The organism is Catellatospora aurea (genome assembly GCF_042663325.1).
GTDB classification, from domain to species: Bacteria; Actinomycetota; Actinomycetes; order Mycobacteriales; family Micromonosporaceae; genus Catellatospora; species Catellatospora aurea.
Map to the genome: position 1 here is coordinate 75238 of NZ_JBHTAC010000028.1, position 12181 is coordinate 87418.

12 protein-coding genes are annotated in these 12181 nt (G+C 71.9%); 5 read left to right on the forward strand and 7 right to left on the reverse strand.

Features of this window, described 5'->3' with window-relative positions; all coding sequences use genetic code 11:
* Positions 1 to 32: 32 nt before the first annotated feature.
* The 3 genes from ACFQO7_RS24545 to ACFQO7_RS24555 are packed head-to-tail and all read right to left on the reverse strand — an operon-like array spanning position 33 to position 2456.
* Positions 33 to 617: a carbohydrate-binding protein gene (locus tag ACFQO7_RS24545; protein ID WP_376808566.1), complete on the reverse strand. Its 585-nt coding sequence runs from the start codon at positions 615 to 617 to the stop codon at positions 33 to 35.
* Between the two features lie 4 nt (positions 618 to 621).
* The gene (locus tag ACFQO7_RS24550) at positions 622 to 1281 is read right to left on the reverse strand and encodes a LuxR C-terminal-related transcriptional regulator (RefSeq protein ID WP_376808567.1); all 660 of its coding nucleotides are present in this window, start codon (positions 1279 to 1281) and stop codon (positions 622 to 624) included.
* Complete coding sequence (locus ACFQO7_RS24555) at positions 1278 to 2456, reverse strand: sensor histidine kinase (RefSeq protein ID WP_376808568.1); 1179 nt, start codon at positions 2454 to 2456, stop codon at positions 1278 to 1280. Before ACFQO7_RS24555 ends, ACFQO7_RS24550 begins: the two co-directional genes overlap by 4 nt.
* Positions 2457 to 2642: 186 nt before the next feature.
* On the opposite strand from ACFQO7_RS24555, the gene ACFQO7_RS24560 reads away from it, so the two are divergent.
* The 3 genes from ACFQO7_RS24560 to ACFQO7_RS24570 all read left to right on the forward strand — a co-directional run bounded on the left by ACFQO7_RS24560 (position 2643) and on the right by ACFQO7_RS24570 (position 5412).
* On the forward strand, positions 2643 to 3137 hold the full coding sequence (locus tag ACFQO7_RS24560) for a SigE family RNA polymerase sigma factor (protein ID WP_376808569.1): 495 nt from the start codon (positions 2643 to 2645) through the stop codon (positions 3135 to 3137).
* Positions 3134 to 4324 carry a hypothetical protein gene (locus tag ACFQO7_RS24565; RefSeq protein ID WP_376808570.1) on the forward strand — a complete coding sequence of 397 codons (1191 nt, stop codon included), beginning with the start codon at positions 3134 to 3136 and terminating at the stop codon, positions 4322 to 4324. Before ACFQO7_RS24560 ends, ACFQO7_RS24565 begins: the two co-directional genes overlap by 4 nt.
* A gap of 344 nt (positions 4325 to 4668) precedes the next feature.
* Entirely contained in the window at positions 4669 to 5412 is a 744-nt protein-coding gene (locus ACFQO7_RS24570) for a M15 family metallopeptidase (protein WP_376808571.1), read from the forward strand.
* Positions 5413 to 5463: 51 nt separating this feature from the next.
* Here the strand turns inward: ACFQO7_RS24570 and ACFQO7_RS24575 are convergent, their stop codons facing one another.
* Positions 5464 to 7884, reverse strand: a complete 2421-nt coding sequence (locus ACFQO7_RS24575; RefSeq protein ID WP_376808572.1) for a CocE/NonD family hydrolase — start codon at positions 7882 to 7884, stop codon at positions 5464 to 5466.
* Here ACFQO7_RS24575 and ACFQO7_RS24580 point away from each other — a divergent pair.
* Positions 7856 to 8191, forward strand: coding sequence for a hypothetical protein (locus tag ACFQO7_RS24580; RefSeq protein WP_376808573.1), 336 nt, complete (start codon positions 7856 to 7858; stop codon positions 8189 to 8191). The two genes, ACFQO7_RS24575 and ACFQO7_RS24580, sit on opposite strands and share 29 nt — an antisense overlap.
* Before the next feature lie 513 nt (positions 8192 to 8704).
* Here the strand turns inward: ACFQO7_RS24580 and rox are convergent.
* Positions 8705 to 10183, reverse strand: a complete 1479-nt coding sequence (gene rox / locus ACFQO7_RS24585) for a rifampin monooxygenase (RefSeq protein WP_376808574.1) — start codon at positions 10181 to 10183, stop codon at positions 8705 to 8707.
* Positions 10184 to 10689: 506 nt separating this feature from the next.
* Here rox and ACFQO7_RS24590 point away from each other — a divergent pair.
* Positions 10690 to 10821 (forward strand): hypothetical protein, encoded by a 132-nt coding sequence (locus ACFQO7_RS24590; RefSeq protein WP_376808575.1) that lies wholly within the window; start codon positions 10690 to 10692, stop codon positions 10819 to 10821.
* Between the two features lie 60 nt (positions 10822 to 10881).
* Here ACFQO7_RS24590 and ACFQO7_RS24595 read toward each other — a convergent pair whose 3' ends face one another.
* Both ACFQO7_RS24595 and ACFQO7_RS24600 read right to left on the reverse strand, forming a co-directional pair.
* Entirely contained in the window at positions 10882 to 11646 is a 765-nt protein-coding gene (locus ACFQO7_RS24595) for an alpha/beta hydrolase (protein WP_376808576.1), read from the reverse strand.
* 71 nt (positions 11647 to 11717) lie between these two features.
* Positions 11718 to 12122: a nuclear transport factor 2 family protein gene (locus ACFQO7_RS24600; RefSeq protein ID WP_376808577.1), complete on the reverse strand. Its 405-nt coding sequence runs from the start codon at positions 12120 to 12122 to the stop codon at positions 11718 to 11720.
* Positions 12123 to 12181: the final 59 nt, after the last annotated feature.

Below are 12181 nucleotides of genomic sequence, written 5' to 3' on the forward strand. Positions count from 1 at the left end.
GAGACGCCCGCCCAGGCAGCAGGTCGGCCGCGTCAGCTGACGGTGATCGTGTTGATGTCGGGCGCCGAGCCGGTGTCGTTGAAGAACCTGATCCAGCAGGCTCCCTTCGGCAGCCGCAGGCGCACCGACACCCGCACCGGGATCAGCCAGCTCCGCGCTCCGGCGAGGGTCAGCTCGCTGACCGGGCCGCCGTCGACGGCGAGTTTGAGGGTGCGCGGCTGCTCGGTCTCGTAGACGACGGTCACGGTCCGCTCGCCGGCCTGCGGCACGCCGGTGATGCGTACCGCGAGGGTGTTGGGGCCGCCGATGTAACCGACCCGGCTGCCGTCCACACAGGTGGGGCACTCGATGACCCGCGCGCCCACGCGGATGTTGGCCGGGTCGGCGGCATGCACGGTGACCGGCCGGAACGTGGTGGGCCGGGCCGCCCTGGCCGGCGGCACGGCCGCGTTCGTGCGCTCCGCCGACGGCACGACAGGCGACGGGACGGCGGACGACGGCGGAACGGGCGACGGCGGCGGGGCGGGCGTGATCAGCGGTGGCACGACGGCGATCGTCGCGGCGACGGCCAGCCCCAGGGCCGACCAGCCCAGCAGACGGCGGGAAACGGCGACCACGGCCTCACCTCCGCCCGGTCCACACGACGACCGCCTCGGTGCGGCTGGCCACGCCCAGCTTGGCGAAGATGTGCTGCAGGTGGTTCTTCACCGTCTTCTCCGCCAGCATCAGCCGGTGGGCGATCGCGGCGTTCGACAGGCCCTGCGCGACCTGGCCCAGCACCTCCTGCTCCCGCCGCGTCAGCCCGAACCGGGACCTGGCGAGCCGCCGCCGCTCGGCGAGGTCGCGTTCGGTCCGCTCGCGTTCGGCCTGCTCGCGAACCGCCGCCGCGGCGACCGCCGCCGCCACCGGCGACAGCCAGCCCTGCCCGGCCACCACGGCCAGCACCGCGCGGTGCAGCTCGGCCGGATCGAACGCGCCGTGGACCAGGTAGCCGCGCGCGCCGCCGCGCAGCATGGCCGCGATGAGCTGCGGGCTCGCATCGCTGGTGAGCACCAGCACGCGGGTGTGGGCGACCAGTTCGCCGAGCACCTCGAGCCCGTCCGCGACCGGCATCCGGTGGTCGAGCAGGGTCACCGTGGGCCGGTCCCGGCGGGCCAGCGCGACGGCTTCGCGCCCGTCGGCGGCCTGCGCCGACACCCGAATCCCCGAGAGAAGCCCGAGCCAGCCGGACAGGGCCGCGCGCACGATCGGATTGTCGTCGACGACCATCACCGAGATCATGCGGATGCTCCGGCCGGCGCGAGCGCGATGTCCGCGACGACGGCCGTGCCCGCACCCGGTGCGGACACCACCCGCAGGGTGCCGCGGATCGCGGCGGCCCGTTCGGCCATCCCGATCAGACCGAAACAGCCGCGCCAGTCGGCCGGCACGACGAACCCGGACCCGTCATCGGCGACCCGCAGCCTGACGCCGCCGGCGGCGTATCCCAGCTCCACCGTCACCAGGCGCGCCGCGGCGTGGCGGGCGATGTTCTCCAGTGCTTCGTGCAGGATCTGCGCCAGTTCGTAGCGCAGCTCCACCGGCAGGTCCCCGGCCGCGACCGAGCAGCGCACCGGCACGCCCGCACGCTCGGCCCACCTGCGGCAGATCCGGTCCACCGTGGTGGCGAACTCGTGATCAGGGTCGTCCAGGCGCAGCCCTTCCAGCACCTCCTGCGCCTGGCGCACCGCCGCGGTCGCCCCGGCCGACACCGTCGCCGCCAGCTGCTCGGCCAGCGCGGGTTGCCGCCGCAGCGACGTCGGCAGCGCCAGTGCCGCGAACGACACCCCGCGCAGCGTCTTGGCGACCGAGTCGTGCAGCTCGCGAGCGAGCCGGGACCGTTCCGCAGCCGCGGCGCTGCGCTGTGCCGACGCCACCAGCCGCACGGACAGCTCGACGTGGGCGGCCAGCGCGGCGGTCGCCACCTCGGCCCCGACGGCGGCCAGCACGTTGACGATCGGGAAGGCCAGCACGAACCCGGCCAGGCTCGCCGCGTCCGGTGTCGAGGCGAGCACGTGGCCGGCCACCAGGTAGCCCAGCGCGGCGTAGCACGCGGCAGGCAGCAGCCCCCAGAACCCGACGAGCACACCGGCCAGCGCGGCGGCGCCCGCTGCGCAGCAGAAGAAGGCGACGTCGCCGCCGCCGATACCGAGCGCGGCCAGGACGATCGCGGCGTCTGCCGCCAGCACCGGCAGCGGGTGGGCGACGACGCGGGGATCGCGGGCCAGTGCCACGAGCGCGACGGCAGTGGTCAGCGCGACGAGCACCAGTACGGTGAGCAGCGGGGCGGGCCGGGCGTGCAGGCGTAGACCACCGCCCGCGACGGCAAGCGTCGCCGCCGCCCGGCCGAGCAGCACCGCCCGCGCCACGGCGGCCCGCGCGACCGCGCGGTCGAGGTGTCCAGCTGTCGTCGTCACGGTGTCCTGCCCCGGGCGTGGGCGATCGCTGTCGATCTTCGAGGGAGCGCTCTCTGGACGAGGATCGGGCAACCGCTCCCCGGTTGTCAAGGCATCCGTCGATCTCCACGGTGGACGGCGCTCATCTTCGCCGACCGGTCAACAGTGTGGCCGCCTCACCCACTCTTACCTGTTGTGACTGAGGGCATGAGCTTCGAAGAGTACGTGCTGGCGCGCGGCCCGGCGCTGGTCCGCCTCGCTCGGCTGCTGGTGGGCGATCCGCACCGGGCCGAGGACCTGGTGCAGGACGCGCTGCTGCGCACCTATCCGCGATGGCAGCGCATCGTGCGGTCCGACCATCCCGACGTCTACGTGCGGCGGGTCATGGTCAACCTGAGCTCCGCCTGGTGGCGCAGGCTGTCCAACCGCGAGCTGCCGGCCGACCTGCGCGAGCTGGGCAGGGCGGCCGTCGGCGCGGGGCCGGAGGCGACGAGCGTCGCCCGGATGTTGATGTGGGAGCGGATCAGCGGGCTCCCGGCACGGCAGCGGGCCGTGATCGCGCTGCGGTACTACGAGGACTTCGACGATCACCGGATCAGCGAGATCCTCGGCTGCTCACGGGCCAGCGTGCGCACTCATGCCATGAGAGCGCTGAAGACGATGCGTATCCAGCTCACGGCAGATGTGGAGGCGGCAGTATGAACGCGGACATCGATACGCTGGTCCAGCAGTTGCACAGCCGTGCGGAAGGCCCGGTGGACTCGCGGGCGCTGCTGGCCAGGGTGGAACTCGCGCATCGCCGGCGGCGGTCCCGGCGAGCTGTCGCCGGTGCCGTGGCGGCGGTGTCGCTCGTCGTGGCGGTGGCCTTCGCGTCGCTCGCACCCCACGGCGGGCACCCGTCCCCGCCCGGGTCGCCCCAGACGGGAGGTCCGCGGCCCGTGCTGCCCAGCGGCGCGGCCCGCGCCGGCGACGTTCACCAGGTGCCCGCGCTGCCGGGGATCGGCTCGCTGAACGACGCCTCGGACGTCGGCGCCGACCCGTTCGCCGTCCACTTCGACACCGGGCGGTTCGCCCACCCGGTGGCGACGGCGCAGTGGTCGGTCGCCGACGGTGTCGAGGAGTTGACCTTCTACGGCAACACCGAGGGTGTCGGCGGCCCGAAAGGAAACTCCGAATCGGAGTACTACGCCACGGTGACGATGGCGGGCGCCGACCGGGTCCGGACCAGGCCCACAGCCGCCGATTTCGGCTCGCCGTCACCGGTGGCCACGCAGCGGCCGTCCATCGCGGGTGTGGCCGCGGTCGTCGAGACCGTGGTCCATCGCGGCGGGATGTTCGACGGGCAGCAGGAGACCACGGTGCGCTGGCAGCCGGTCGCCCGCGTCGACGTGGTCGTGTCCGTCCGCGGCGCGATCGAGCCCGCCGACGTCGTCGCGTTCGCGACCGGGCTGCGATTCGATCGGGCCAGCCGGTGCGCCGTCCCGCTCCGTTGGGGCGGTCTGCCCGCCCGGGCACGGGTGAGCGGCTGCGCGTTCCGGCTGTCCAACTTCGCCTCGGAGCCGGGCGCCGGCCGTGGGCGCGGTGACCTGATGGTGAGCGGCCCGAACGGCTCCACGCTGGAAGTCCGCTACCTCGGGCCGCAGGGCCCGGATCCGTCCGCCGCGGAGCCGAACGCGACGTTGGCCAACGGCTGGAAGTACACGGTCACGCCGACCGACACCGGCACGTCCGCCGCGCCGAACGCCGTCATCCGGGTGCATGGGCCATGGCACCTGGAGGTCCTGGCGGACGGCGGGTACGCGATGGACGACCTGCTGCTGTTCGCGGGCCGGCTCGCACAGGCCGGCGATCCGGAGGATCCCCAGACCTGGCCGGCCTCGGCCGGCTGACCGCGCCGGTGATCGTCCGGCAGGTCCGGGGCGGCTGCCGCCCGCCGGAGCTGCCGGACGGCCGTTCCCGATGGCCTCAGCGGCATGACCATCAACACGATGATCATGCCGCTGAACAGGGCAAGGCTATTCTTGGCCAGATGCGTGCCCCCGAAGCCTTCTTCTCGACCTCCCGCGCCGCCCGCGCGGCCGGCGGCGTTCGGCGTCGTCTGGCCGGACGAGCGGCAGTCCTGCCGGCCGTGGCAGTGCTGCTGGGGTGCGCGCTGGCAGCCTGTTCGGGCGTTCCCGCCGCTGCGGAACCGGACAACCCGACACAGGCGATGACTGATGTGCCGGTAGCGCGCATGGAGCATCGAAACCCTGCTCCCATCCGTTTCGGCGACGCCACGGCCGCACCGTCCTGGCTGGGAACCCGAGCGCTCCCGGCCGGGCCGCAAGGCTTCGCCGAAGCCCGACCGACCCCGCCCGAGCTGCAGCACCGGTCGATCATCACCGTCGACTACCTGCCGCCACCGGCCGACGGACGCTTCCATGCGACCGTCCGGGCGGTGCCGGCCGACGTCCTGGCCCGCTCCAGCTGGACCGAGAACTGCCCGATCGCGGCGGCCGACCTGCGCTACCTCACGGTCGGGTTCCGCGGCTTCGACGGCCGCGCCCACACCGGCGAGCTGCTGGCCAACGCCCGGGTGGCCGACGACCTGGTCACCGTGTTCGAGCGGCTCTTCGCCGCGGACTTCCCGATCGAACGGATGCGGATCTCCACCGCCGCGCAGCTGAACGCCCCGTCGACCGGCGACCAGAACACCACCGAGGTGTTCGCCTGCCGCCCGGTACGCGGCAAGAAGGGCTGGTCCCAGCACGCGTACGGGCTCGCGGTGGACCTCAACCCGTTCCAGAACCCGTACCACAAGGGCAAGGTCGTCCTGCCGGAGCTCGCCACCGCCTACCTCGACCGGTCCGACGCCCGCCCCGGCATGGCGCAGCCGCGCGAGCAGGCCGTCCAGGCGTTCGCCGCGATCGGCTGGAAGTGGGGCGGCGACTACCGCTCCCTGAAGGACTACATGCACTTCTCCGCCACCGGCGGCTGAGCCGAAGAGCCCCGCGCCGACCGCCGTCGGACGGTCGGCGCGGGGGCGTGATCACGGCCCGACGGTCAGTGTCCAGGTGTCGATCCGGCCCACGTCGGCGGACGCCGCGTCCTGTACACGCAACCGCCACGTCCCGTTGGCGGTCTCGCCTGACAGGTTCACCGTGAAGGTCTGGTGGATGTCGTCGGCGCTGCCCCCGGAACGGTTGCTCAGCGAGTAGCTCGACCCGTCCGGTGCGATCAGGCTGACCACGAGATCGCCACGGTACGGGTGGACGATGTGCACCTCCGCCGTCGACGACGCCGAGGCCACCCCGGGGCAGCCGCTGATGGTGATCGTGCTCTCCACCGCGGCTCCCGCGTCCGGGATCGCCACGTCGGCCGGGTTGCTCGCCCGGCAGCCACCGGTCCCGTTGACCGTGAGCGTGTAGACGGCGGTGCGGGTGGCGCCGGCGCCCGTACCGGTGATCGTGATCGGATAGGTGCCCGGCGCGACCGACCCGGTGGTGCTCAGGGTCAGCGCGGAGCTGCCGCCCGCGGTCACGGTCGCCGGGTTGAACGACGCGGTCACCCCTGCCGGCAGCCCGGTCGCCGACAGTGCCACGCTCTGCGCCGAACCACTGGTCACCGCCGTGGCGACCGTCGCGCTCAGCGAGCCGCCCGGGTTGGTCGCGCCGGCTGTGGGGGAGACCGAGACAGCGAAGTCGTTGCCGGTGGCCAGGCCCGTCTGTGCGATCGTCAGGGTGCTGGCGACCGGGTTGAGCCGCAGCACGGCACCGGCCGGCGGGCGCAGGGTGTAGTCGTAGTCGGTGGAGATCACCACGAGGCCGATCCGGCGGCCGGCCGCGAACACGTAGTCCTTGGGCTCCATGGCGAAGTTCAGCGTGTACTCCGTGCCCTGCACGACCTTCTCGCTGGTGGCGCGGCTGTTGCGGTTCTGCGGGTCGATCCAGCCGCGGGTGACGATCACGGGGGTGGTGCTCGTGCCCGTGCCGCCGTAGTCGACCAGCAGCGCGGTCACGTTGGCGTCGTTGCGGTTGGTGACGGCGAGCCGGAGCGAGACCCGGGGCGAGCCGGTCAGCGTGACCGCGGCCGGCAGGTTGCCGGTCCGGTAGACCAGCCGGTTGCCGTTCGCGCTGTCCGGGTTCGCGACCAGCGTCGTCGCGGTGCTGCTCCGCCCGTTGTCGGTGAACTGCTGCGCCGTGGTGCCGGTCGGGGTGCCGAGGGTCAGGCCGCCGGGCGCGGTGGCCGAGGTCGCGTCGAGTTTGAACACCGCCTCGGTCGCGCCGGGGTTGGGCCAGTCGGCGTACTGCCGCCAGGTGCCGTCCTTGAACTGCACCTCGGCGCGGGGGCCGGTGAGCACGCCGTTGTCGACGCCCTTGAGGAAGTACTCGAACCAGCGCTCGACCGTCGCCCGGTAGTCCGAGCGGGAGGTCGTGCCGTGGCCGCCGTTGTGCAGCCAGATCTTGCGCGGCACGTTGTTGGCCCGCAGCGCGTCCCACCACTGCGCGTAGTGCCGGCCCTTGACGTTCCAGTCGGCCTGGCCGTGGATGACGAACACGCCCGCAGTGACCTGGTTCGCCTTGCCGACGTAGTCCCGGTCGGCCCAGAACTGCTTCCAGTCGCCGGTCACCCGGTCCTGGTCGGTCTCGATCTGGTTGATCCGGCTCGTGCAGTCGGTCCGGTCGACGACGGCGCGGGCCAGCACGTCGGCGTCCTCGCCCTGGTAGCCGCCCGGGGCGACGACGAGCCCGTTGGCCCGGTAGTAGTCGTACCAGCTGGAGATCGCCGAGATCGGAACGATCGCTTTGAGCCCGGCGACGCCGGTGGCTGCGGCCATGTTCGGCAGCGTGCCGTTGTACGAGACACCGATCATGCCGACGTTGCCGGTGCTCCAGGACGCCGTCACCTGGACGCCGGACGCGCTGAAGCCGCGGGCGCGGCCGTTGAGCCAGTCCACGACCGCGGTCGTGGCCAGCGTCTCCTGCATGTCTCCGCTGGTGGGGCAGCCCTCTGACGCGCCGGTGCCGAGGCTGTGGCCGAGCACGACCGCGTACCCCTTGGGCACGAAGTAGTCGTCGTACCAGTCGGGCAGGTCCGGCACCGGCCTGGCGACGTTGACGCCCGCTCCGGCCGTTGGCGACGCGCCGGGCACGAGCGGGAACAGGCTCTCCTGCGGCAGGGCGCTGACGTTCACGCCGTGGTTGGCGGCGTTGGCCAGACCGTTGCGGTACGGACTCTGCTCGAACACGACAGGGACCGGCCCGCCGGTCGAAGGCCGGGCGATGTCGATGGCGATCCGGTCGAGCCGTCCGTCGCCGTTGGAGTCCACACTGGACTCAACGTATACCCGCTCCTCGATCTGGGCGAGCGCGGCTTGCGGGGGCGCTGCCGCGCTCGCCACGGCGGTCGGCACGGGGAGGGCGGCTGCGAGCAGCGCGAGAATGAGCATTACGCGGTGGGGGAACCGCATTTTGGCTTCCTTCCAGGGGTGTCGGGCAGTCGCCAATGGCCGATGGGCACGATGGTTGTCGATATTTTCAGATCGACGGTGGCGAATCAAGCCCGCGACGAGCTGGAACGTCGCCGGACGCCACGAGGCGCAGTTCCCGCCGGCGCTGCGCACGCAGGTGCTCACGGCGTATCCAAGGCTCGGCTTCGCTCCGGAGTTCCTCGACCTGTTCCTGGATCAGGCAGCGCGCAAGCCGGATGGCGCAACGGCGGCGGCGGTCGACAGCGGGGTGGGCGCACGGATGAGCGCGAACCCGCTGGATGCCTGACAGCCGGTTCCTAGCTGACCGCTCCCAGGCGCGCCGTCGAGCGGTGGTGGAACCTGCCTGAGGCCAGTCGCGGCAGCGCGGGCGCCTGCCGCCGGACGAGACCCGCCGCCAGTCGGCGGCTGACCGGCTCATGGAGCGCACTCGCCCGTCGCCGCAACAGAGCCACCGTGGGCTGCGCGGCCGAACGCCTACGTCCCGACGCCGCCGTGCGGGCCGTGAACCCAGGGCGAAGCGGTGAAGAGCCGGGCTCGCCGGCGGGCTGCGACGAGACTGCGGGCTCGGGCGCTCGTGCCGCGTACCAGCAGCGAACGGCGACCGAGGTCGCGAACGCCGCCACCACCAGCTGCACCGTCAGGTCCTCGCCCATCGTGTCCTCCACGTCCTCGACCGCACCATGGCCATGTCCATTCCGGCCGATGTCAAACCTCGCCACCTCCGGCAACACGCCACCAAGGAAAGCAAGGGCACCTTCCACAACACATGGCGATGTGAAGGTGCCCTTCCTTTCCTCGGTCAGGTGGTGGGGTGGCCGAACCAGCGGGTCAGGTGGTGGTTCAGGTCGTGTTGGTCGTGGCCGATCCAGGCGACGTGGCCGTCGGGGCGGAGCAGGACGCAGGGGGCGTCCAGGGGTGCGGTGGGGTCGTAGAGGAGGTCGACGCGGTCGGACCAGCCGTCGACGGTCAGGTGTTCGGTGCGGTCCAGGAGCAGGCCGCGGCCGTGGCGCAGCAGGTCGTAGAGGCGGCCCTGTTTCAGGTCGAGGTCGCGCAGGCGGCGGCCGAGCAGGTCGGGGCCGGGGCCGAAGTCGTAGCGGATGCCGATCGCGGTGATCTTCTCGAGCAGGCGGCGGTTGACCTCGTCGAAGTCCATCAGTTCGGTGAGGAGTCGGCGTACCGCCCGCGGGCCGGGCTCGGCGGACAGCAGTTCCAGCTGGGCGCGGGTGTTGTCGAGCACGTCCTCGGCGACCGGATGGCGTTCGGTCTGGTAGGTGTCCAGCAGCGGCTCCGGCGCCCAGCCGCGGATCTGCGCGGCCAGTTTCCAGCCGAGGTTGAACGCGTCCTGCAGGCCCAGGTTGAGGCCCTGCCCGCCGATGGGCGGATGGATGTGCGCCGCGTCGCCGGCCAGCAGCACCCGCCCGACCCGGTAACGTTCGGCCAGCCGGGTGGCGTCCCCGAAACGCGACAGCCAACGCGGGGAGTGCACGCCGAAGTCGGTCCCGGCGACGGCGCGCAGCTGCTGCCGGAAGTCCTCGATGGTGGGCTGTCGTGCACGATCGCTGACCCCGGCGACGGGGATCACGACGCGGTAGAGCCCTTGCCCGAAGGGCCTGAAGTCGAATCGCCGGTCGGTGCGGCCGATCTCGGTCATCTTCGCGGCGACCTGCTCCGGCGGCACGCCGACTTCCATCTCGCCCATCAGTGTGTCGTTGCGCGAGGGCTCGCCGGGGAAGCCGACGCCGAGCAGCTTGCGCACCGTACTGCGCCCACCGTCACAGCCGACGAGGTAACCCGTACGCAGCCGTTGTCCGTCGGCCAGTTCGACGGTCACCCCGTCGTCGTCCTGGTCGAGGCCGGTCACGGCGGCCCCGCGCCGGACCTGTGCGCCCAGTCCGATCGCGTGGTGTTCGAGCAGGTCGACGATGACCGGCTGCGGGATGCCCAGCAGGTAGGCGTGCGCGGAATCCAGGCCCTCGGGCGCGGGTTTGTCGATGGCGGCGAAGTAGGCGCCGGCCGGACGCCTTCTCCCGTGTTCGAGAACACGCTCCAGGAGCCCGCGCATCGCCATCAGCTCGATGCTGCGGATATGCAGCCCGACGATGCGGGCGTACGACACCGGCTCGGTTTCCTTCTCCAGGACGACCACCCGCACGTCGTGCAGCCGCAGTTCAGCGGCCAGCATCGCACCGGTCGGCCCGCACCCGGCAATGATCACGTCGAAGTCGAGGGGCGCGGCGGGGGAGTCCGGCGACGGCGTGCCGGAAGATCGAGGGTTCACAGGTGTTGCCTTTCGGGAGTGCCTCGTGGGCGGGGCGCTCCCGGCGACACCTACGTCAATCGCCCGACCGTCACGGGAAGGGGGAGCACCCACATCGATACAGCGTTCATGGGTCTCACCTCCTCGGGCGTGTCACGGTCAGCTGCAAGCTACAAGACCGGCCGTCATCGCGTCCAGTCTTTCCGGTGTGACGAGCGGCCCAAGCGCCGGCTCGATCGGCCGGCCCTGCCGGACCCGCTTATATCGTCAGGTATGACTATTTCAGGGTGTGGCCACTGGCAGCTCGTGGAATGCCGGCCGGATTCCACGCTGCGCGGATATCGACTGTTCGGCGGCTACGCGAACGGCGGCGGATCCCACATCCCGTCGCTGGCCGACGTCATGGGCACCGACGGGCTCACCGGCTGGCTCGGTGCAGCCGGCGACGTCGGACGGCAGAATCCGACTGTGCCCAGGACGCGGACTTCAGTATGATGTTCGTCGCTCTATCTATCTAGAGTTGCGGCTTGGCCTACACCGCCTCGGGCACGGGCACCGAGGACTACGGCCAGGCCTACGACGCGTCCGCCGGACTGGGCACCCGCGCGCCGAAGTACTCGGATCACCGCGGCCAGGGTGCGGCGCTGAAGTACTACTGAGACATGGTCTCCTGAGCCGGGTCGCGTGCGACGACACCGCGCGCGACCCGGCACACGGCGCTACGCGGGATCCGGGGCGTCGGCGGTGGCCACCGGATCGACCAGGAACGCCAGCACGGTGTCCTCGATGTCGCCGCTGAGCAGGGTCACGCCATGGCTCACGCTGGAGCGGATGATCAGCTTCTTGTGCTTGGCGATCGACAGTCCGAACAGCTCCTTGGCGTGGGCGGCGAAGGTCCCGTCCAGGTCGCCCGCGACGAGGATGGTCGGCACGTCCAGTTTGGCCACGGCCGTCAGCGCGTCCGCGCCGTACACGGTAGGCGCGGACAGGGCGACCACACCGTCGACCGGCGGGGTGGTGCCGGCGGCCGCCGCCAGGGCGATGGTCCCGCCGCGCGAAGCGCCGATGACGATGACGCGCTTGGCTCCCTCCTGGCGCAACTGCGCGATACCGGCCTGGGTGACCTCGACGGCATCGCTGGAGGTGATGTCCGGGGCCATCGCCCGGTAGCCGCGCTGCGCCAGCAGCAGCGCGAACGCATACCACTGACAGGCGGTGCCGTCCACCTGGTGCAGCAGGACGACGGCGGTGTCGCCCGTGCCGACCTGGATCGCGGCCGTCATCTCCTGCGCGGCGTCGGTGATCACGACCACCGGGCCGTTCTCGTCCAGGCAGTCGAAGTTCGCGGTATCGATCACGCGCTGGCGGGCCGCCGCGGTCGGGTCGAGCGGCGGCGGCGACGCGGTGCCCTGGCCGCATCCGGCGGCGACGGCGAGCAGGACGGCGGCGACCAGGCCACGGGTGGCGGTCGTGATGGCTATCATGCCAATGGTTACCGTCCGGGAGACCGGTTCGGTGGGGCCGAATTCGGCCATCGTAAGAGCTGGGCGAACCCTTACCGGATCGGCTGCTCCTTGCCGTGGTCCTCGGGCGGTCGCGGCCCGAAGATGGTCCGCTCCGCGGCGGTGATCGGCACGTCGTTGATGCTGGCCTCACGGCGGCGCATCAGGCCGTGCTCGTCGAACTCCCACAGCTCGTTGCCGTAACTGCGCCACCACTGCCCGGCGGCGTCATGGCACTCGTACTGGAAGCGCACCGCGATCCGGTTGTCGCCGAACGCCCACAGGTTCTTGCGCAGCGCGTAGTCCAGCTCGCGCGCCCACTTGCCGCGCAGGAACTCGATGATCGCGGGACGGCCGGTGAGGAACATGTCCCGGTTACGCCACACGGAGTCCTCGGTATACGCCAGCGCGACGCGTTCCGGGTCACGGGTGTTCCAAGCGTCCTCGGCGGCCTGCACCTTCGTCTGTCAACGGCCATCGTGAGGTCGCCACTGGTGGCCAGCGAATGTCGCCACCT